This is a genomic window from Natronococcus sp. CG52 (assembly GCF_023913515.1).
GTDB lineage: Archaea > Halobacteriota > Halobacteria > Halobacteriales > Natrialbaceae > Natronococcus > Natronococcus zhouii.
In genome coordinates this window covers 1,507,336-1,528,150 of sequence record NZ_CP099391.1, presented here as the reverse complement: position 1 = coordinate 1,528,150, position 20,815 = coordinate 1,507,336, and the positions used below count along the sequence as shown (strand labels likewise).

Genomic DNA, 20,815 nt, shown 5'->3' with positions numbered 1-20,815 from the left:
CCGCTGGTGTGATGCAGTACGCCCGACGCGCTGGACCTGTAGCATCTGTGATAGTACTATTATCGGCGGCTCGTATTGGGATTCCTACACTCAATCGAAGCTGGGCTGACGCTCGTTCGCTTTCTGTGTCTTCCGCCGAGACTATCACGGCAGCCACGAACTGTCCCGTTGAGTGGCGATCTCATCAGCAAAAGGCCAATAATGTAATAAATCCACATTTTCTTGTGGTAGCAATGCGAGAATCTCTTTGGACTCTCTCGGCAGCCAACGGAAGACGAGTCATCGTCGCTCTCGGAGTGATGTACGTCGCGCTTGCTGCGCTTTTCCCACTGATACAGACCGCTGGGGAAATGCCGTTCGAAATCGTAGTGGTCGTGTCCTTGCTGACGGCGATCCCTGGTTCTGTGCTCCTCTATGGCGGGTATCGGTTACCCCGAGCTACTATTCATCCTGCGCTCTACGACCGTATTGCAGGCTGGTGCCTCGCCGGGGCCGGGGTGATGGGTGGAATTCTCGCACTCAGCGGACTTGTCAGCGGCCTCACCAATCTCGTCCCCAACGCCCTCATTCTTACAGCACTCGGTAGCGGTGCTGGCTTCGGGACGGGAATCTACGACGCGAAGGCGAAAACACGTGCGCGTGAAGCCGAGCAACGAAGCCGCGAACTCGCTTATCAGAACAACCGGTTAGAAAACTTCGCGAGGCTGCTCGCACACGAACTTCGCAACCCACTGGCGATCGCCAAGGGGTACCACCAGCAGTCCCAGCCCCGAAACGAAGATGCCGCGAAGGAGGTAGCACTCGCTCACGAGCGAATCGAGGAGATGATCGACATTCTGCTCGTCACCGTGCGAGGATCGAAAGTAAACATTGACGACGAACCGACTGTGATTGCGGCGCTGGCCGCGAGAATGTGGGACGAGCTTTCAATCCAAACGGAGTCAGCGACACTCGTCGTGAATACCGTACAGACGATTCGAGGTAACCCGATCCACATGCAGCATCTGCTGGCGAACCTCTTTCGAAACAGCATCGAACACAGTGAGAAGGGGGTGACCGTTCGTATTGGCGATCTCGAAGACGGGTTCTACGTAGAGGATAACGGTCCCGGTATTCCCGAGGATACCCACAACGACGTGGTTGAGGCGGGCTTTACTACGAGATCACGCGGGATGGGACTCGGTCTCACGGTCGTCATACAGCTTGCCGATTTGTACGACTGGGACTGGACACTCACCGACAGCGAGAGCGGTGGGACACGGTTTGAGTTTACCAATGTTGAGTTTGTCACAACTTGAGCGGAACTACAACAGTAGTAATCGAGATAACTCTACTCGGATCGACGGAAACGCTGTCTCATAACTCGCCAAAATACCGATGGTTGAGTCGGAATATCGTGAGAAAAACGGCCGCGCCATCCAATCAGTCCTCTCACCAAAACCGATATCGGAAACGAGCCTTTCGGGCGTTTATAGTTTCCCTACCGGTGGTTTAGGGACAATCTTGAGAACTGAAGTTGTCGTGCTGCACACGCACCTGTAGTAAACGGTTGCCACGCCATAATATATCAGAAGTATAAGGGTTTGGCGGAGTCGCTCCGATCGGTGTGCCGATATATCGCCTTCTAGAACCCGAAGACCTGTCGTGACCGCTTTCACGGTCGGTGAAATTCATGAAACACTACCTGTTTATGAGCCCAACAGTCATAGTACTGGAGTGTAAACGGGGAGTCAATGGCAGCGGAACAGCCCCCTGATGGATACCTCTTCGATCTCTACCGTCGGTACATCGGCGAACCGGAGGGACGAACCGACGTCTACGTCGGATTCGGTCTCTTCTTCGGCGGTATCGGGATCGCGGTGACGGCGCTCGTGCTTTTCCTCTGGGGAAGCACGCACGAAGCACACACGTTGGACAGCGCGTACTACAACTGGATTCAGCCGGCGTACGCGCTGGGAATGCTCTCGCTCCCGGCGATGATGCTGGGAATCGTCGTTCTCTTGCCGTCCGAGCGCCGGATGCTGTACACGTCGATCGGTGGCGCCGTGATTACCGCGGTCGCAGTCAGCGGATTCCTCTACGCCTACCCCACGAACTGGCACTTCGTCCGCGACGTCGATTACACGGTCGAGGTCGTCGCGACGTACGCAGTCGGACTGTCCGGGCTCATCGCGTCGACCGGCGCGGCGCTCGTCGCTCACTACCTCGACCTCGCGCGACAGGCGGAAACGGTCGAGATCGACGACGCGGACGAGGAGGACGAGTTATCCGACGCCGACGTCCAGCGAGACATCGACGAGGCGATGGAGGACGTCGAACTCTCCTGGGGCGGCGTCGAAAAGACCGAACACAAGCGGCTGAGTTTCTCCGAGAACGATCTCGAGGGCGTCTCGATCGACGCGAGCGCCGGAACCAAGACGACCCGCTCCTCGGGTGTCGACGCGCAGGTCGACGGCCTCAAGGGGCTGAAAGGGGGCGAGACGAAGAAGACGACCTCGAGTTCGACCGTCGACGACCAGACGACGAAACTGAAGGAACTTCGCGAACAGAAGCGCCGGGAGGCCGCCGCCGACGAGGAATCACGGTCCGCTGGAGTCGTCTCGGCACTCCTCAGTCGGTTCCGCACGCTGGTCGCGCGGAAGTAACGATCAGCTCCTCGAGAGACGTATTCCTCTCGAACTCTCATCAAATTAAGACAGTCGGGACACTAGACTTATAACGAATCAGTTACCTTGGCCAATATGGCCAAAGGCCTAGACGTCGGAACGATGAATATCCTGTCAGCACAGCAGGATGGAAACGACACGGTGTTCGTACAGCAGCGAAACTCCTTCGTAGAGATCGAGTACTCGGATATGGCCGAGCAGATGCTCTCACGAAGCGAGGTTCTTCACATCCGCAAGGACGACAAGGTGTACGTCGTCGGCGACGACGCCCTGAACTTCGCGAACATCTTCAACAAGGAGACGCGCCGACCGATGAAACACGGGATCCTCTCGAACGACGAGAAGAGCGCGATCCCGATGATGAAGCTCATCATCGAACAGGTCGTCGGAGAACCTGCGTACCCGGACGAGAAGCTGTACTTCTCGTCACCGGCCGATCCGATCGATTCGGATCTCTCGACGCTGTACCACCAGAAAACGATCGAGTCGTTCCTCAACGACATGGGATACGACTCCGAACCGATCAATGAGGGGATGTCCGTCATCTACTCCGAGCTCGCGGACAACAACTTCACCGGACTCGGCATCAGCTTCGGTGCGGGGATGACGAACGTCTGTCTGTCCTACTACGCGGTGCCCGTCATGAAGTTCTCCGTCGCCCGCGGCGGCGACTGGGTCGACGAGCAGGCCGCGCGCGCGACCGGGACGCCGGTCGACAAGGTCACCTCGATCAAGGAGAACGACTTCGAACTCGACTTCACGACGGACGTCGGCGGCGTCGAGGGCGCACTGTCGATCTACTACGAGAACCTGCTCGATTACGTCATCGAGAACATCGTCACGGAAGTCGACGAGGAGGACGTCGAGGAGGGACTCGACGTTCCCGTCGTCGTCACCGGCGGAACCTCGAGCCCCAGCGGCTTCGAGGACCTGTTCCGCGACCACCTCGAGGACGCGAACATTCCGTTCTCGATCAGCGGCGTCTCTCACGCCAACGAGCCGCTGTACAGCGTCGCGCGCGGTGGCCTCGTCGCCGCCCGCTCCGACGAGGACGTCGACCACGACAAGGAGGAGGCGGAGGAAGTCGAAGCGGCAGCGAACGAGTAGCGGGGTTCGGTTTTCGACTCTTTTCGAGCGAGATGCTCTCCGGATACGCTCGAGTTACGAGACCCGCTCGGCGTTACTCCTCGTAGAAGCGGTTGAGCGCGTCGCGCCAGGATTCTCCCTCGTGACCGAGACGCTCGTGCTCCACGGGAACGTCCGCGTACCCGCAGCGGGAACACGTAACCGTCGCAACCTCTCCCAACGAGAGCTCCTCGAGCGGGCTCTGACACCGTGGACACTGGTCCATATCTGTCCCTGTTCCGGCCCGTTCTTAACTCTATTTGAACCTACCAAGCAGTAGATAACTATCGCCCCGCCGAATCGGACTCAGTTCGAGCCCCTTCGTCGGGCAGGTATTACTGTGGGGTATTAACAAACTTTTTGTATGCAGCCTATGTATGTGCTGGTAATGAGCACCACCCCATCGTCCGAGTTCGAGTCGCCGATCGATCGCTGCCGACCCGCAGACGTCACGCCGGTAACCCTCGAGGCGTCGGCGCTCGAGTCGACGGCGCCCGGATACCTTCGCGGTCTCAAGCGGGAACTGACCCAGGAAGGGCTGTTCCCGGCGGGCCTGACCGTCGACGCCTGCTTCGACGAGGACTGCTCGCTCGCCACGCAGGACGAGATCAATCGAATCAGAGGCTACGTTCGTGCGGGCGCGTTCCTCGGTGTCGGCTCCGTGACGGTCTCGGCCGACGACGTCGCCAACGTCGAGAAGGTCAGTCCGGCGCTCGCAGCCTGCGCGGAGCGCGCCGAACGCGAGGGTATCGAACTGGAACTCGACGGGCCCATTACGATCGAGCACTGACGCCGGCGTAATGTCCGGCCCCTCCCGGCGCACGCTCGCCCGTCGGCTCGAGTCGCTCGAGGACTTCGCCGAGCCGTCTGCGACGCTCGAACAGTATCTCACGCCGCCCGAGATCGCCGCCCACATCTGTCACCTCGCGAGCCTGCAGGGCGATCTCGAGCGGCCGATAGTCGATCTCGGAACCGGAACGGGGATGCTCGCGGTCGCGGGCGCGCTGGCGGGCGCCGGCCGGGTGGTCGGCGTCGACGTCGACGCCGGCGCGCTCGCGCTGGCTCGCGAGAACGCGGCGCGCGTCGACGCGACCGCCGCGATCGACTGGGTCCGCGGTGACGTTACGCGTCATCCGCTGTCGATCACCGACGCGACCGTCCTTTCGAACCCGCCGTTCGGGGCACAACGGGGCAATCGTCACGCCGACCGGGAGTTTCTCGAGACGACCCGAACGATCGCGGACGTCTCCTACACGATCCACAACGAGGGAAGTCAATCGTTCGTCGAATCGTTCGCCGCCGACGAGGGTGGCGAGGTCACGCACGGATTTCGTGCGGCGTTCCCGATCGCCAAGCGGTTCGACTTTCACACCGAGGCGGAGGCGACGCTCGAGGCGGAAGTATTCCGGATCGAGTGGGACTAGTCGTACGTCTCCTCGGCCGCGAGGGCGACCTCCGTGCCGTCCGAGATCGCGTAGATCGTCCCGTCGTCGCGCTCGAAGGTGAGTCCGTCCGCCTCGGTCGACTCGTTCTCTTCGGGGATCGGCGCGGTCGTGACGGTATCGGTCTCGGCTGCAGTCACCTCGAGGACGAACTCGCCGTCCTCGGAGGCGACCGCGACGGTACGGCCGTCGATACGGACGTCCGCCGCTGAACTGTTCGACTCGTAAGCGAGTTGGCGCTCCGCGCCGTCTTCCCGAATCCAGACCTGATAGACCGTCTCGTTCCCGATCGGTTCCCAGCCGACTCGCTCGACGTGGACGGCCTCCCGCCAGCCGAGGCCGCCGACGTAGATCGTCTCCTCGCCGGTGAAGGCGAGTCGCTGGCTCGTCACCGCCTCGAGCCAGATCTGGCGCTGATCGCTCGAAACGATCACCCCGCTGGACTCGAGGGTGACGGCGTCGTCGAACGGGCCGACGGCGACCGGCGAGACGAGTTCGTTCTCGACGCTCTCGGCGTACTCGACGGTGTACCCGTCGATTTCGACGTGTGACTCCGAAGTCGGGTCGGCACCCTCGACGACGAGCAGATTGGCGGGGACGGCGATTCCGGCGAGCATCGCGGTCACGACGAGAATCGCCAGGAACGCAGTTCGGCGGAGACTCGGACCGGACGTCCGTTCGGCCGTCCGCGTACCGCGAGCGAGTTCTGTGATCCGCTCGAGCCGTGCGGCGGCGTCGGTGTGGCCGGAACGGCCGTTGACGAGTTCGAGCGGTCGCACGTCGGGCGACGATCCGTCCCCGACCGTTCTCGAGCGGGTATCGTCCGATCGGAATCGCCGTGGAACGACCGACCGCTCGGAGCCGGCGACCGCGAGCGTAATCAGGACGGCCAGCACCGCGACGACGACGACCCCCGGCCCCTGAAAGAGGACGAACGAGTTGTCGCCGCCGAACCAGTAGATCGCCCACAGCGACTTGGCGAAGCCGAACAGCAGGATGGCGATCCAGAGGCGGAGCGGGTCGGGGCGACTACCGCGGCGCCGTAGCACCAGGATTCCGAGGACGAGGCCGATGAAGAACCCGAGCGCGTGTCCCTGGATGGCGATCGTCGCCCACGTAGGCGGCCCCGGCGGACTCGGCTCGGCGACGTAGACACTGACGGGATCTCGTAGCGCCCGAACGATCGTCAGGAGCGCCCCCTGCACGCCGAGCGTCCCGACGAGCGTCACGATCGGGTAGTGGACGATGGCGAAGCCGGCGAACGCGAAGACGAGTCCCGAGAAGCCGATCACGGGCCCGAGTGCGAAGAGGCTGGTAACCAGCCCGATCGCGAACACGACCAGCGGGAAGACGACCAGCGCGCGCACCCGGGGATCGGTTCGCCACGAGTCGGCCGCCCCGTTCTCGCGTTCGTCCGGGTAGTGGCCCCAGGCGTACTCGGCGATCGGTGCGACGACGGCCGCACCCAGGACGTTCCCGATGAGGTGCGTCGGCCCGACGTGAGAGAACGACGCGGTGAGCATCCCGAGCGGGTAGAAGTACGACCAGGCTCGGTACGGAACGGTGACGGGTTCCCTGACGTTCGTGATCCCGTCCTGGACGAACAGATAGACGAAACAGACCGCGCCGATCACGACCAACGACCCCCACGGGACGCCCATCACGAGTCGCGTCCGTGCGACCTCGAGCCACGGACGATCCGGCCGGTGAAGTCGCCGGACGACCGCTACGGAACCGAGCAGCGCCGCCGCGACGAGTCCCGCGACCGCGACCGCGATCGGATCCATGTCCTGTGGTTTGGCCGTATCCATATATGAATTTCTCCGCGTTCGTGACGATCGTGCGCCGACGAGAGGGGTCGAAAAGGAAAGGTACAAGCGGCTGACGACCCCAGGAACGGACATGGAACTGCGGGTCACCGAGAGCAGCGAGGATGAACTCTCGATCGAGATCGCCGGCGAGGATCACACGTTCATGAACGTCCTCAAAGGCGCCCTCCTCGAGCACGACGACGTGAGCGCGGCAACGTACGACGTGAATCCCGAACAGTCCGGTGGGCAGACGGAGCCGATCCTGACGATCAAGACCGAGAGCGGCGTCGATCCCCTCGAGGCCCTGGAGGAGGCTGCGGTCGACGTCCGCGAGAAGGCGACCAGCTTCCGTGACGCCTTCGAGGCCGCAGCGTAACCCGGTTTCGAATCGGACCCTTCTCGTCGCGTTTCACACTCGTTCTCGAGAGCAGCGTCTCCGTTCCGGCCGAAAATCCGGTTCAGCAGGTAACGTAGGTGACGTGGGCGGTGCCGTCGTCGGTCGCGTGGACGTCGAGTCCCGCTCTCGGATGGCCGGCCCGAACGTCGTCGCCGAGATCCGAGGCGAGCAACGCGGCGGCGATATCGTCGGCGAGCGCCGCCTCGTCGTCGTAGTCGTCGATCGACGATCCGGTGAGCGATAGCGACGTCCCGGCGGGGTCGACGCTACAGTCGACGCCGAACTCGTCGAGTCCGGCTGGATCGGGATCCGCGCCCTCGTACTCCCGTGCGATCGACGCCCGGTTGTGGTACTCCGCGAACGCCGCGAGGTCGTCGTCGTACTGCGTCTCGCCGCCGGTTCGTTCGGTCTCGAGTCGCTCGTGGACCAGCAGTTCGGTCTGCTCGAGGTCGAGTCCGGCGGCCGCGGATCCCTCGCCGGGCGCGTCCGGCGGAGCAGGATGACCGATTCCCGGCAGGATCGAGGGCGAGATGATGCCCGTCGCGAACAGGAGCGCGACGAGTCCGATGACGGCGAACGCCGGAACGTAGGGTTTCGCGACCTCGAGCCAGCCGGGAACGTCGAGGTCGCGATCGGCATCGTCGTAGCTCTGTTCGGTCTTCTCGAGGTCGTGTTCGCCGCAACGAGCGCAGGGAGGGTTGTTCTTGACGTGATCCCGGCCGCAGTTCTGGCAGCGCCAGACGTAGGTCGTGCCGGTGTCGACGGTCTCCGTCCGTGGTGGCCCCTCCTCGCCCTGTCGGACGACCGCCTTCTCGAAGGTGTTGTGTCCGCACTCGTCACAGGGAGGGTCGTCTTCCGCGTGTGGTTTACCACACCACGTGCACCGCCACTTCACTGGTACAACGGCGCGGCCGCGGCGCTATAAGGGTATTGGATACCGATCTCGCTGGCCCGTCGAACGGCGAGGGCGCTCCGGTCCGGGACCAGCGTTTTCCCGCTCGTCGCTGTCGTCTTCGTATGATGCCGGCAGAGCGAGCGTTTCTCGAGCGGGCTCGAGTCGGAACGCTGGCGACGGTCGATGCACGGAACCGACCGCACGCCGTTCCGATCTGTTACGCGCTCGTCGACGGGGCGAACGGGTTACGACTCGTCTCGGCGATCGACGAGAAGCCGAAATCGACGCTGGAACTCCGGCGGGTTCGGAACGTTCGGTCGAACCCGTGGATCACGGTGCTCGTCGACCGCTACAGCGAGGACTGGTCTCGTCTCGCGTGGGTACAGGTCCGCGGACGGGCCGACGTGATCCGCCCGGACGAGAGCGGCCACGAAGCGGCCGTTCGGGCGCTCCGGTCGACCTACGAGCAGTACGACGACCACGACCTCCACGAGGGACCGATCATCGCGATCCGCGTCGACGAGACGCGGTCGTGGGGTGCGCTCGAGGAGTGATCGCAATCGGCGCGAAAATGCGACGGTGTGATAGACGACCCACCGAGGGCGCTCCCGAAGGCTGATTCAGTGTCGGTCCGGGACGCCGCGCTCGTCCGGGTACTCCGCTGCCACCGTTTTCCTCTCGGGTGGCGTAGCCGCCGCTCGAGCAAAATCCGGGACCAAAAACACGCTCACTCGCTTCGCTCGCTTCCGGGTCACGTCCGCTCACGGGTCATTCCTCCCCGTTCGCGTTCCGAGGCGCTCACCTCGGTCGCGCCTCGCGGTTCAGAGTCGAACCGGAACGTCGCGCTCGTCCAGGTATTCCGTTAGCACCTTTTTCCACTCGGGTTCGCTTCGCTTCACCCTCGCGCAAAAATCTGCACCAAAAAGCCGCTCGCTCGCGTTGATCACTTGCGGTTGCAGACGCTCGTCGTTCGCCTTTTGCGGTTCTCGGCCTTCACCCTCCGAAGCGCGCATCGCTCGCGGTTCAGAGTCGAACCGGAACGTCGCGCTCGTCCAGGTACTCCTTGCACTCCCGGATCGAGTGCTCGTCGAAGTGAAAGATCGACGCCGCGAGGCCGGCGTCGGCGTTGGCCTCGGTGAACACTTCGTACAGGTCCTCGGGACCGCCACAGCCCGACGAGGCGATAACCGGCGTGTCGACGGCGTCACAAACCGCCTTCGTCAGCGGAACGTCGTAGCCGTCCTTGGTGCCGTCCTTGTCGATCGAGTTGACGAACAGTTCGCCCGCGCCGCGGGTTTCGGCCTCTCGGGCCCACTCGAGGACGTCGATGCCGGTTCCCTCGCGACCCCCTTTCTTGGTGCACTCGAACCAGCAGGACTCGCCGTCGACCTCGACGTAGTGTTCGCCCTCCTCGTCGAACCGCCGTCTGGCGTCGACGCTGATGACGATACACTGGCTGCCGAACGCGCGCGCGCCCTCGGTGATGAGTTCGGGTCGCTCGAGGGCGCCGGTCGTGATCGAGACCTTGTCGGCGCCCGCCCGGAGCGTCTCCTTGATGTCGTCGGTGGTCCGAATGCCGCCGCCGACGGTCAGCGGGATGAAGACCTCGTCGGCGACGTCGCGGACGACGTCGAGCATGGTCTCTCGTCCCTCCGCCGAGGCGGTGATGTCGAGGAAGACGAACTCGTCGGCGCCCGCCTCGTTGTACGCCCGGGCCATCTCGACCGGATCGCCGGTGTATTTCAGATCCTCGAAGTGAACGCCGGTGTAGACCGCCGGGTTCCCGTCCTCGTCGAGATCGACGTCGATACACGGGATGACTCGCTTGGTCAGGGCCATTTGCTATCTCGACGTTGGCACCCGGAGTAGTAAAGCCGTCTGGATCGAACAACCGATCGCTGCGGGAGCGATCTCGGAGGGGAGGAACCGTCCCGAACGCAGTCGCTCGAATCGCTGTAGGTGATTTTAAGATCCCGAGTCGGCAACACGCAGGTATGGCAGACGACAACGACACCGATCCTGCGGTTGATCACGACTCGGGAGCCGACGTCGGCCACGACCTCGAGGCCGACAGAACGACCGCGCCGATGGGCGACTACACGACGCGCGACGTCGGCGTCGGCATTGCAGTCACGCTCGTCGGGATCCTGATCGCGTTCGGGATTCCGTTGCTCGCGCTCGGTCTGTAAAAGCTAGAAGACGTACTCGTCGTCGTGGCCCATCATTCCGTCGTCTTCGAGTCCGCTACCCATTCCTCCTTCGTCGTCCTCGTCCATCGGTCCGCTGGTCTTGTAGGCTTTGATGCCCGTCGACAGGAGGTCCTCGATCGCTTCCTCACGGTTGACGAACTCGCCCCGCTCGACCATCTGCGCGATCTGCATCTCGAGGTGTTCCGGGATGGTGATCTCTACTTTCGGCATCTGATTCCGCTTTCGGCGAGGGGGTATTTAGCTCTGACGGGGAATCTACGTCGATGGGAAAGAAAAAATTTCTCGCGTGAAACTATTGTTCCCCTGTCGTGATGTCCAGGGCGATCGTCCTGCATTACTGGCCGAGTCGCGTCGGCGGGGGACCGAACGGGGACGAGGTTACTTGTTCCCCATCATGGAATCGATCGCGTTCTTGAGCGTCGTGCCCGGTTGCATGACCGAATCGAGCTGTTTGCGCATCTTTCGCTGATTGAAGTAGCTCGCGAACGCGAGGATCGTCGGCGGCCAGAGCCCCACGAATATCCCTCGCTGGCGGTCGCCGCGGATGAAAAAGTAGTACCACGACAGTCCGACCGAGGCGGCGGATGCGATGGCCGCGGGGCCGATAGCCTGTTCGCCGACCTCCTCTGCTTTCTGTCCTGACATTTCACGGTCTGCCATCTGCTGTTTACTAGCCATACAGGGAGCACAGTCGGCGAGACGCTACTAATGGATGGCGAGGGTTTCGCGAGGTACCCCCGAATTGTGACGCCGGTTCGACTATTTCGTCCCGTTTCGACGACAGCGCCGTCTGGCAAATTCGACGTTTCCCTCGAGAGATCCTATCGCGATTATAGTTATCATCCCGCACGATCGTGTGCTCAGGTACGGCGACTGGAATCGTCCTCGGCGTTCCGGACGTCGGGGCGGCCGTCTGCCGGTCGGTGACGCCGCCAGCGTCACACCTACGTGATCGGAACCCGACGCTCGTGTATGAGCACGAACGACGCAACCGACGTTACGGAACTCTATCAGGAGTTCGGCGAGGAGCGGCTGCCGCCGGGACAGCGCGAAACGTCCGCCTTTCCGGTGCTCTCGAAGAGCGGCACGCCGGAGTTCGATCCCGAAACCTGGGAGTTCACCGTCACCGGCGCCGTCGAAGAGGAGCTCTCCTTCTCCTGGGAGGAGTTCCGAGAGCTCCCGACCGTGACCCAGCGCCAGGACTTCCACTGCGTGACCGGCTGGAGCAAGTTCGACTGCGCGTTCACGGGGGTTCCCTTCCCTACCATCGCCGAACGAGCCGGCATCCGTGACGATGCAGTCCACGTCATGTTCTCCGCACTCGACGACTACACCACGGACCTGCCGCTCGAGGACTGTCTCCGCGAGGAGGTCCTCTTCGCGTGGGCCTACGACGGTGAAGAGCTACCGGCGGACCACGGCGGTCCGCTTCGGGTCGTCACACCACACAAGTACGCCTACAAGGGTGCCAAGTGGGTCGACGGGATCGAGTTCCTCGCCGAACCCGAACCGGGCTACTGGGAGCGACGCGGCTACTCCGAGACGGCGAATCCGTGGAACGAGGAGCGATACAGCTAACGAGTCGATCGAATAGTTAGGCTGAAGGCGTGGCAGTCCCGACGTGCGTTCGATGGACCGAACGTCGGGCGGGCGACAACTGACTGGCGACTCACGGCCGGCGACCACTGAAGAGAGTATCGAGCTGGTGAGTCGGAGTCGCGAACTCGAGGACGTTTCCTTCGGCGCGATCGTCGACGCCGGCGACGCGTGTCGGATTCAGTGGGCGACGCCCGTCGGCCTCGAGGTCGTCGGCCGCGGCGTCGCCTCCCGGTTCGCCGCCAGCGGCCCGGAGCGGTTCGACGAGATTCGAACGCAGGCCGCCGCGGCGTTCGACGGCCTCGATCACGTCGGCCCTGCAGTCGCACGTCCGCGCGCGTTCGGCGGTTTTTCGTTTCACGACGCTCACGAGCCAGATACCCGGTGGAGCGGCTTCGAGGCGGCCTCGTTCGTCGTTCCGCAGGTTCTCGTCACCCGGAGCGACGACGGCACCTGGCTCACGACTGTCGCACCGGGAGAGAGCGAGGCGATGCGTCGGCTCGAGGACTGGCACGAACGACTGGGCGACCTGCCGGCGATGCGGCCGAGCGGGTCGGGTCCCGGCGTTCGCTCGACGGGCCGCACGACCGCGCCCGCGGCGTGGCAGAGCCAGGTCGAGACGGCGCTCGAGCGAATCGCGAACGGCGACCTCACGAAGGTCGTCCTCGCGCGGGCGCTCTCGGTCGAACTCGACGGGCCGGTCGACGTCCCCGCGACGCTCGAACGGTTGCGCCGCCGGTACCCGAACTGCTATCGATTCCTGATCGGTCGCGAGGGCGGCGGCACGTTCTTCGGTGCGCCTCCCGAGCGACTGGTCTCGAAACGCGGCGACCGTGTGGAGACGGAGGCGCTCGCGGGCTCCGTCCCGCGCGGTGACACGCCCGAGGAGGACGACGAGTACGTCGAGCGGATGGTCGACAGCGACAAGTTCCAGCGCGAACACGGCCTCGTGGTCGAGTCAATTCGCGACCAGCTCGAACCGCTCGCGCGCGAACTCGCGATCGACGACCAGACGATTCGTCAGCTGGCGACGATCCAGCACCTGCAGACGCCGATCGCGGCGACGCTCGAGCGGGACACTCACATTCTCGACCTCGTCGAGGCGCTGCACCCGACGCCGGCGGTCGGCGGCGTGCCGCCGCGTGCGGCCCTCGAGACGATTCGAGAGATCGAGTCGTTCGACCGCGGCTGGTACGCCGCGCCGATCGGCTGGTTCGACGCCGCCGGCGACGGCGAGTTCGCGGTCGGTATTCGATCGGGACTCGCCGCCGACGAGACGGTGACGCTGTTCGCGGGCAACGGCATCGTCGCCGACAGCGATCCGACCGAGGAGTGGGAGGAGGTACAGCTAAAGTTCCGACCGATCCTCGACGAGCTCAGATGAGTGCCCCGAACCGCGCGACGCTCTGGGGTCGCACCCTCGTCGACGAACTCGCGAAGGGCGGGCTCGAGGCGGTCTGTATCGCACCGGGAAGCCGATCGACGCCGCTGACCGTCGCGTTCGCCGAGCATCCCGACGTCGAGGTCTTCTCGCACCTGGACGAGCGCTCGGCGGCCTTCTTCGCGCTCGGTCGCGCCCGTCGCACCGGGGAGCCGACCGCCCTGGTCTGCACCTCCGGCACCGCCGCAGCGAACTTCCACCCGGCGGTTATCGAGGCGAATCAGGCTCGAGTCCCGCTGCTCGTGTTGAGCGCCGACCGACCGGCGGAGCTTCGAGACAGCGGCGCGAACCAGACGATCGACCAGGTCGAACTCTACGGCGACGCCGTTCGCTGGGACGCGGAACTCCCCGAACCCGAGGCCGACGAGCGAAAAGTTCGGAGTCTTCGGACGACGGCCGCTCGAGCCCTCGCGGCGACGACGGGAACTCCGCCGGGGCCGGTACACCTGAACTGTCCGTTCCGGAAGCCGCTCGAGCCGACCGAAACCGGGGACGTCCCCGACGCCTTCGCAGAAACGCTCGCCGGGAGGGGCCGGAAGGGAGCGTTCGTCGAGACCAGCGGCGGCCGACCGACACCCGACGACAGCTCCGTTCGAGACCTCGCGCGTGCGCTCGCGAACGCCGACCGTCCGCTGCTCGTCGCCGGTCCGGCGGACCCCGCGGATCTCGTCGATCTCGAGCCCGAACCGGTGACCTCCCTCGCCGAACGCGTCGGCGCGCCGATTCTCGCCGATCCGCTCTCGAACCTCCGGTTCGGAGTCCACGTCGATGACGGCCCCGTCTTCGGGGGGTACGACGACTACGTCGACGAACTCCCTGCACCCGACGTCGTTCTCCGGATCGGCGCCTCGCCGACGTCGAAGCCGCTTCGACACGCCCTCCGGGACGCCGACGCCGCCCAGTACCTGGTCGACCCCGCGGGCGAGTGGCGCGAGGCGACGTTCACTGCGACCAATCTCCTGGCCGCGACGCCGGACTCCGTCGTCACTGCCCTGCTCGAGCGATTCGACGAGGACGGCGGAGCGACCGTACCGAACTCGAGTGCCGAGTGGCTCGAGCGGTTCGAACGGGCGGAGGAACACCACTGGCGAGTTCGGGACGCCGCGCTGGAACCCGGCGCGCTCGAGGAGACCCCGTTCGAGGGGGCGATCCTCGCGTCGGTGTTCGAGGACGCACCCGATCCGACGACCGTTTTCGTCTCGAACAGCATGCCGATTCGAGATGCGGACCGGTTTGCTCGCCCGCGAACGGCGAATCTCACGGTTCTCGCCAACCGCGGTGCGAGCGGGATCGACGGGATCACGAGCACGGCGCTGGGCGCCGGTAGCGCGACGGACGACCCGCTCGTGCTCGTCACCGGCGACCTCGCCCTCTACCACGACGCCAACGGGCTGCTCGCGGTCGACCGCTGCGGGGTCGACGCGACGATCGTGTTGCTGGACAACGACGGCGGCGGGATCTTCCACAAACTCCCGATCGAGGAGTTCGACCCGCCGTTTACGTCGCAGTTCAAGACGCCACACGGACTCGAGTTCGACGCGCTCGCCGAGCTGTACGGGCTCGAGTTCGAACGCGTTGCACCCGTCGAGTTCTCGGACGCGTACCGCCGCTCGCTCGAGTCCGAGGGGACGCAGGTGCTCTCGCTCGAGTTCGAGTCCGAGTCGAGTCACCGACGCCGCGAGGAACTCGAGGCGCAGGGACGAACCGCGGTTTCGGACGACTTAGCACGCGGTTCGGACTCGTAGGGCCTCCCGAGCGGTGACTACTCGTTCGATCGAAGTCGTTTTCGATTACCCGCCAGCTAGCGGCGAGTCCGCCGTTCGCGGACAGGCGTCCGTTCGAGTCGGCGCTCCAGTCGTACTGACCGTGATAATCGCGGCAAAGGCTGTCGCCACAGTGACCGAGCTCCAACGAATAAACTCTATGGTGGTATACTAAATACGTTGCCTCAATCCGTTCGGAGATCTGTCGAAGCAGAACTGCTGCCGAACTGACTGAGGTCTGGCGTTTCGAGTGTGAAGAAGCGACGGCCGAAGAGCGGCGGTTACGGTCTCGGTGCCGCCTTCTGGAGCGCGGTCTCGGCGATGTTTCCGCCGTAGTCGGCGCTTCGCGAGATCGAGTCCAGGATCAGACCCAGTAACTGCGCCTGAACGGGGTCGAGTTCGCGCAGTATCTCGTCGATGTGCCGGGTGTGTTCGTCTATTTCGGGGACGGCCTCGAGCGCGTCGTGTCCGAGTTCGTTCGCCTCGGCGCTCTCCTCGGCGAACAGCGCGTCCATCGACTTCTCGATGATGCCGGCGGCGTCGGTGTGCAGTTCGTACAGCGCCTCCGCGACGGCTTCGGGGATGTCGTCGAGTTTGAGCGCTAGCTGGCTGATCTTGACGGCGTGGTCGGCGACGCGCTCGAGTTGGCGAGCGCTCGAGTGGTAGTCGAAACAGTCCTCGCGGGAGACGCCGAGCCCCTCGGCCGCGCGCGGCGACCGGAGCGTCGCTCGGAAGACCCGCGAGACGACGAGGAAGAGTCGGTCGACGTCGTCGTCGCGTTCGATGACGTCGTGGGCGATGTCGTCGTCGTTTTCGACGAGGGCGGTGATCGCGTCGTCGAGCATCGCTCGAGCGATCAGGCGCATCCGAGAGACGGCGTTGACGATCGACAGCTCCGCAGAGTCGAGCAGATCCTGGACGACGACGCAGTCGCTCTGCTCCTCGACGACCTCGACGCCGATGAGGCCCTGGATTGCGGTTCGGATCGCCCGTCGTTGCTCCGTCGTGATCCGATTCGCCTCGAGTCGGATGATGTCGAAGCCGCTGACGTACATCGTCAGGATCGCTCGTACCAGTTGCTCGTCGTCGAGCGTGGATACCTCGAGCGTTCCCTCGTGGTGGTCGGTATCGCGCTGCGGCGTGACGAACAGCGACTCGTCCTCGGAGTAGATCTCGACGGTCGTCCCGCTGCTGATCCCGTTCTCCGTCGCCCACGTCTTCGGGAGCGAAACCGTGTACGTCGACCCCCCGGTCACCTGGACTTTTCGCGTCTCCATACACGCCGGTTTCGGCAGGGAGAATATAAACCTGGCTGAATCTATAGAGCAGTACCGATAACGGTTCTAAACGGCAATATAGGGCGCAACACTCGAATATGTGGAATTCTTTTGGATATTCAGATACGTTGTGTGTGATAGCATGCTATAGGACTATATAGATATGTGTAATTCCGCATCATCGGTACTCGGGAGCGCGAGCCGGACCGAGGAGGTGCACCCACCGACCGGAGTCGGACCACCGGGACTCAGCTCCGTCTGCACTCGAAATACGGACTTCCGAGACCGACGAAGGCATTTCCTTTTCGGCTCGACTTGCACCTGTATCGGGGTATTTAGAGACGCGGATCAAATCCATCGAGGGGTCAAAAACCGGGCTATATCGAAACGTGCGGCTCTTTTACGATATATAGATCACATAGCATCGTACTTTTATCACCTCTCGAATCGATCACGTGATGGCTGACAACCAGCACGGACGTTGGGTGGACGGTGTCTCACGACGGAAGTTCCTCGGTGCGACCGGCGCCGCGGGTGCGGTTGCAGTCGCCGGCTGTTCCGAAACTGACGCGGAAAACGGCAGCAACGGTAACGGGGAGGTAGTCGTCAAAGGTTCCAGCACGGTGTTTCCGATCTCGGACGCGATGGCCGAGCGGTTCATGGACGAGAACCCGGGCGTCAACGTTACCGTCGACTCCACGGGGAGCGGCGGCGGCTTCGAGAACCACTTCTGTCCCGGCGAAGCCGATATCAACGGCGCCTCCCGGCCGATCAAATCCGAAGAGGAGGATAGCTGCGCGGAGAACGACGTCACGCCGATCGAGATGGAGGTCGGCGGCGACGCGCTGACGATGGCGGTCAGTCCGGAGAACGACTGGGTCGACTGCATGTCCTTTGACGAAATGGCCCAGATCTGGCGGGAAGACGGCGCCGAAACCTGGCAGGACGTCAACGACGACTGGCCGGACGAGGAGTTCGTCCTCTACGGTCCCGACACGACCTCAGGGACGTTCGACTGGTTCACGGAGAACGTCGTCGGCGAAGCGGGGGACCACCGCACCGATTACGAACCGACGGAGGACGACAACATCATCGTCGAAGGGCTCGAGGACGACCCGCACGCGATCGGCTACTTCGGCTACGCTTACTACGCCGAGAACGAGGACCGCGTGAAGGCGCTCGAAGTGAAAGAGAACGAGGACGGTGACTGCATCGAACCGGGACTGAACAACCCGAGCTACCCGATGGCTCGTCCGTTGTTCGTCTACCCCGCCGCGGAATCCCTCGATCAGGACCCCGTCTACGACTTCATGGAGTTCTACATCGAGAACTCGTCGGCCGACTGGATCGCCGAGGAGATCGGGTACGTCCCGGCGAACCAGGACCAGGTCGACGAAAATATGGCCGCCCTCGAGGACGCCGCGGGGGACTAGCGGCCCCGATCGACGCCGCCGCTTGATTCAACACTTATCTTTCAAAATGAGTACTGATTCAATAAGTGCCGACCTCACCGGGTCGGTCGACGGACGAACCGAGAAAGAACGGCTGTACCAGTGGCTGCTGTTCGGCTGTGCCGCACTGACCGCGTTCGTGACCGTCAGCATCGTGATCACGCTCGCAGTGGACGCAGTCACGTTCTTTCGACAGGTAAACGCCGTCGCGTTCCTCACCGGCACGGAGTGGCAGTCGAGCCGTGATACGTTCGGCGTCCTGCCGCTGGTGAGCGCGACGCTGATCGTCACGGTTGTCTCGGCGATGGTCGCGATCCCCGTCGGCACCGCGGCCGCGGTCTACCTGAGCGAGTACGCGAGCGACCGGGCGCGATCGATCCTGAAACCGTCGCTCGAGATCCTCGCCGGCATCCCGACGGTCGTCTACGGCTACCTCGCGCTGGTGTATCTGACGCCGTGGCTGCGAGCGGTCGGGCTCGACCTGAGCCTGTTCAACCTGCTTTCCGCGTCGATCATGGTGGGAATCATGATCATTCCGATGGTCTCCTCGATCAGCGAGGACGCGATGAGCGCGGTGCCGGACTCCCTGCGAGAGGCCGGGTACGGCCTCGGCGCGACGAAGTACGAGGTGTCGACCGGAATCGTCATCCCCGCCTCGATCTCCGGGATCTTCTCGTCGTACATCCTCGCGCTCTCGCGAGCGATCGGCGAGACGATGATCGTCGTGATGGCCGGCGGGATGCAGGCGCGGATGTTGAACGTAACGAACCCCTTCGCGAACCTCTTCAACTCCGGTCAGACGATGACCGCCGCGATGGTTCACGCGGTCACGAGCGACGCCACCGGCGGTACGCCGGAGTTCTACTCGATGTTCGCGATCGGACTGACGCTGTTTTTCATCACGTTCGCCATGAACCTACTGAGCAACCGAATCGCCGCACGTTACCGGGAGGAGTACCAATGAAAGCCGTTCGACGGGACGAAACGAAACTGCCGGAATCGACGGGGGTAAGCCGCTGATGGGAGCCGCCGACAAGAGAACCGGACGCTGGTTCGGAGCCGAAGGGCGGGTCAGCCAACTCCGAGGCACCGCGTTCAAGCTGTCCTGTCTCGGTGCGACGATGCTCGCCCTCGCGCTCGTGTTCGTGTTCCTGCTGTACGTGTTCAACGACGCGATCCAGCCGGCCACGGCCGACACCGGTTGGCTCCTCACGGTCGTCGGGACGATCGTTCTGCCCGCAGTCGTTCTCGCGGCGTACTACTACCGGCGCGATACGCGGGCCGGCGAGGTCGCGTACACGGCGCTCGGCGCGCCGATCGTGACGACCTTGCTCGGCGGTGGCGTCGTCATCGTCTTCAGACACGTCATCGCTCCCCGCGAGTGGCTCGCGCTCGTAATCGCTGCCGGGGTCGCGTACGGACTGCTCGGGGCTCACACGCGATTCCGAGGGAGCTCGGCCTCGGTCTCGGAACGAACCGCAGTCGCGGTGCTCGTTCCGATCCTCGCGGTCGTCGGCGTTCCGGGATTCGGCGTGGACTACCCCGTTCGAACGCCGCTGCTCGGGCAAGAACTGTTTCACCTCTCGGTCTCGGTCCCGTCCCTCGTTCCGAGCCTGCGGAGCCTGATTCTCTCGCTTCCCGTTTTGCCGATCGCGCCGGTATCCCTTCTCCTGGCGTTTACGATTCCGATCGCCGCGGCAGCCGCCCGGTACATCCGGCGCGTTCGGGCCAGCGACCGAAGCGCAGCGCTCGCCGGCGGCGCGACCGTCGCCGCCGCCGGCCTCGGGCTCGTCGCCGCACCGGCGATCGGCCTCTCGGCGACCGCGTGGATCATCGGAGCGACGGTCGTCGGGGTACCGACCGGCCTGTACGTCGAGTCCGTCCTCCGTCGCGGCGAGGGGGTCGCCGGATTGGCGTTCCCGGTCGCCGTCGGGATCGGCGCGGTAGCCTGCGCCGTCGTCGTCGAAACGTTCGGCTTCGCCGGTCCGGATCTCTGGCTCGATTGGCAGTTCCTGACGTCCGGTCACAGTACGACGCCGCGCGATGCGGGGATCTACCCCGCGCTCGTCGGATCGGTGATGATGCTCGTCGTCGTCGCCGTCGCGGCGTTCCCGGTCGGGGTCGGCGCCGCGGTCTACCTCGAGGAGTACAGCCCGAGTCAGGGACGACCCAGTTCGCTCGTCGAACTCATCGAGATCAACATCGCGAACCTCGCCGGCGTGCCGTCGGTCGTCTACGGCGTGCTCGGGCTCGCGCTGTTCGTCCGCGGAATCGGGATGCAGTCCGGAATCATCGTTGTCGGCGGGCTGACCGTCGGATTGCTGATCCTGCCGATCGTCATCGTCTCCGCACAGGAGGCGATCCGCGGCGTGCCGGAGTCGCTTCGGCAGGCCTCGTACGGGATGGGTGCGACGAAGTGGCAAACCGTCCGCAGCGTCGTGTTGCCGCGAGCGATGCCCGGCATTCTGACGGGAACGATTCTCGCGCTCGGCCGCGCGATCGGCGAGACCGCTCCGCTCCTGATGATCGGAATGGCCGCGGTCGTCCGCGTACCGCCCGACTCGTTCTTCGGTCTGTCCAGCGCGATGCCCCGACAGATCTACTCCTGGTCGCGACTGATCGACGCCGACTTCAGGTACGGCGTTCTCGCCGCAGGGGTCGTCACGCTGCTCGTCGTGCTGTTGATGCTGAACGGGTCCGCAATCATCCTGCGAAACAGGTACCAGCGCCAGGAGTGAGCG

The 20,815-nt window shown here is 64.0% G+C and carries 21 protein-coding genes; 14 read left to right on the top strand and 7 right to left on the bottom strand.

Translation table 11 applies throughout. The features are described 5' to 3' along the window. Positions 1-299 precede the first annotated feature (299 nt). The 3 genes from NED97_RS07780 to NED97_RS07770 all read left to right on the top strand — a co-directional run bounded on the left by NED97_RS07780 (position 300) and on the right by NED97_RS07770 (position 3,773). Positions 300-1,298 (top strand): sensor histidine kinase, encoded by a 999-nt coding sequence (locus NED97_RS07780; protein ID WP_252490140.1) that lies wholly within the window; start codon positions 300-302, stop codon positions 1,296-1,298. 435 nt (positions 1,299-1,733) lie between these two features. Continuing rightward, on the top strand, positions 1,734-2,645 hold the full coding sequence (locus NED97_RS07775) for a DUF7139 domain-containing protein (RefSeq protein ID WP_252490139.1): 912 nt from the start codon (positions 1,734-1,736) through the stop codon (positions 2,643-2,645). Positions 2,646-2,741: 96 nt separating this feature from the next. Then, positions 2,742-3,773, top strand: a complete 1,032-nt coding sequence (locus tag NED97_RS07770; RefSeq protein WP_252490138.1) for a disk-shape morphogenesis protein volactin — start codon at positions 2,742-2,744, stop codon at positions 3,771-3,773. A gap of 73 nt (positions 3,774-3,846) precedes the next feature. Here NED97_RS07770 and NED97_RS07765 read toward each other — a convergent pair whose 3' ends face one another. Next, positions 3,847-4,017 (bottom strand): zf-TFIIB domain-containing protein, encoded by a 171-nt coding sequence (locus tag NED97_RS07765; protein ID WP_252490137.1) that lies wholly within the window; start codon positions 4,015-4,017, stop codon positions 3,847-3,849. A gap of 162 nt (positions 4,018-4,179) precedes the next feature. Between NED97_RS07765 and NED97_RS07760 the strand changes: the two genes are divergently transcribed. Together NED97_RS07760 and NED97_RS07755 are read left to right on the top strand one after the other, a co-directional pair. Next, a complete protein-coding gene (locus tag NED97_RS07760; protein ID WP_252490136.1) occupies positions 4,180-4,581 on the top strand; it encodes a hypothetical protein in 402 nt (133 codons plus the stop codon). Between the two features lie 10 nt (positions 4,582-4,591). Further along, positions 4,592-5,215, top strand: coding sequence for an METTL5 family protein (locus NED97_RS07755; RefSeq protein WP_252490135.1), 624 nt, complete (start codon positions 4,592-4,594; stop codon positions 5,213-5,215). Here NED97_RS07755 and NED97_RS07750 read toward each other — a convergent pair. After that, positions 5,212-7,020: a rhomboid family intramembrane serine protease gene (locus NED97_RS07750; protein ID WP_252490593.1), complete on the bottom strand. Its 1,809-nt coding sequence runs from the start codon at positions 7,018-7,020 to the stop codon at positions 5,212-5,214. The genes NED97_RS07755 and NED97_RS07750 overlap by 4 nt on opposite strands. A 115-nt stretch (positions 7,021-7,135) precedes the next feature. On the opposite strand from NED97_RS07750, the gene NED97_RS07745 reads away from it, so the two are divergent. Beyond that, complete coding sequence (locus NED97_RS07745) at positions 7,136-7,420, top strand: DNA-directed RNA polymerase subunit L (RefSeq protein ID WP_252490134.1); 285 nt, start codon at positions 7,136-7,138, stop codon at positions 7,418-7,420. 82 nt (positions 7,421-7,502) lie between these two features. Here the strand turns inward: NED97_RS07745 and NED97_RS07740 are convergent, their stop codons facing one another. After that, positions 7,503-8,336 carry a hypothetical protein gene (locus NED97_RS07740; protein WP_252490133.1) on the bottom strand — a complete coding sequence of 278 codons (834 nt, stop codon included), beginning with the start codon at positions 8,334-8,336 and terminating at the stop codon, positions 7,503-7,505. Between the two features lie 125 nt (positions 8,337-8,461). Between NED97_RS07740 and NED97_RS07735 the strand changes: the two genes are divergently transcribed. Beyond that, positions 8,462-8,890 carry a TIGR03668 family PPOX class F420-dependent oxidoreductase gene (locus NED97_RS07735; RefSeq protein WP_345781232.1) on the top strand — a complete coding sequence of 143 codons (429 nt, stop codon included), beginning with the start codon at positions 8,462-8,464 and terminating at the stop codon, positions 8,888-8,890. Positions 8,891-9,359: 469 nt separating this feature from the next. On the opposite strand, the gene hisF is transcribed toward NED97_RS07735, so the two are convergent. Continuing rightward, positions 9,360-10,175, bottom strand: a complete 816-nt coding sequence (hisF, locus tag NED97_RS07730; protein WP_252490131.1) for an imidazole glycerol phosphate synthase subunit HisF — start codon at positions 10,173-10,175, stop codon at positions 9,360-9,362. A 155-nt stretch (positions 10,176-10,330) separates the two neighbouring features. Here hisF and NED97_RS07725 point away from each other — a divergent pair, with 155 nt between their 5' ends. Beyond that, the gene (locus NED97_RS07725) at positions 10,331-10,525 is read left to right on the top strand and encodes a DUF7550 family protein (RefSeq protein WP_252490130.1); all 195 of its coding nucleotides are present in this window, start codon (positions 10,331-10,333) and stop codon (positions 10,523-10,525) included. Positions 10,526-10,528: 3 nt separating this feature from the next. On the opposite strand, the gene NED97_RS07720 is transcribed toward NED97_RS07725, so the two are convergent. After that, on the bottom strand, positions 10,529-10,756 hold the full coding sequence (locus NED97_RS07720; protein ID WP_252490129.1) for a ribbon-helix-helix domain-containing protein: 228 nt from the start codon (positions 10,754-10,756) through the stop codon (positions 10,529-10,531). Between the two features lie 168 nt (positions 10,757-10,924). Then, the gene (locus NED97_RS07715; protein ID WP_252490128.1) at positions 10,925-11,224 is read right to left on the bottom strand and encodes a hypothetical protein; all 300 of its coding nucleotides are present in this window, start codon (positions 11,222-11,224) and stop codon (positions 10,925-10,927) included. A gap of 294 nt (positions 11,225-11,518) precedes the next feature. Here NED97_RS07715 and NED97_RS07710 point away from each other — a divergent pair, with 294 nt between their 5' ends. From NED97_RS07710 to menD, 3 genes are read left to right on the top strand one after another with little or no spacing between them, the layout of a single operon-like run. Then, positions 11,519-12,124 (top strand): sulfite oxidase-like oxidoreductase, encoded by a 606-nt coding sequence (locus NED97_RS07710; protein WP_252490127.1) that lies wholly within the window; start codon positions 11,519-11,521, stop codon positions 12,122-12,124. A 52-nt stretch (positions 12,125-12,176) separates the two neighbouring features. Beyond that, positions 12,177-13,526, top strand: coding sequence for an isochorismate synthase (locus NED97_RS07705; protein WP_252490126.1), 1,350 nt, complete (start codon positions 12,177-12,179; stop codon positions 13,524-13,526). After that, entirely contained in the window at positions 13,523-15,328 is a 1,806-nt protein-coding gene (menD, locus tag NED97_RS07700) for a 2-succinyl-5-enolpyruvyl-6-hydroxy-3-cyclohexene-1-carboxylic-acid synthase (protein WP_252490125.1), read from the top strand. The genes NED97_RS07705 and menD overlap by 4 nt, the downstream gene beginning before the upstream one ends. A gap of 299 nt (positions 15,329-15,627) precedes the next feature. On the opposite strand, the gene NED97_RS07695 is transcribed toward menD, so the two are convergent. Continuing rightward, complete coding sequence (locus tag NED97_RS07695) at positions 15,628-16,623, bottom strand: phosphate signaling complex PhoU family protein (protein ID WP_252490124.1); 996 nt, start codon at positions 16,621-16,623, stop codon at positions 15,628-15,630. 458 nt (positions 16,624-17,081) lie between these two features. Here NED97_RS07695 and NED97_RS07690 point away from each other — a divergent pair, with 458 nt between their 5' ends. Genes NED97_RS07690 through pstA form a run of 3 tightly spaced genes read left to right on the top strand, consistent with a single transcriptional unit; the run spans position 17,082 to position 20,812 of the window. Further along, the gene (locus NED97_RS07690; protein WP_252490123.1) at positions 17,082-18,056 is read left to right on the top strand and encodes a PstS family phosphate ABC transporter substrate-binding protein; all 975 of its coding nucleotides are present in this window, start codon (positions 17,082-17,084) and stop codon (positions 18,054-18,056) included. 46 nt (positions 18,057-18,102) lie between these two features. Then, the gene (gene pstC, locus NED97_RS07685) at positions 18,103-19,038 is read left to right on the top strand and encodes a phosphate ABC transporter permease subunit PstC (RefSeq protein ID WP_252490122.1); all 936 of its coding nucleotides are present in this window, start codon (positions 18,103-18,105) and stop codon (positions 19,036-19,038) included. A gap of 55 nt (positions 19,039-19,093) precedes the next feature. Continuing rightward, the gene (gene pstA, locus NED97_RS07680; RefSeq protein WP_252490121.1) at positions 19,094-20,812 is read left to right on the top strand and encodes a phosphate ABC transporter permease PstA; all 1,719 of its coding nucleotides are present in this window, start codon (positions 19,094-19,096) and stop codon (positions 20,810-20,812) included. Positions 20,813-20,815: the final 3 nt, after the last annotated feature.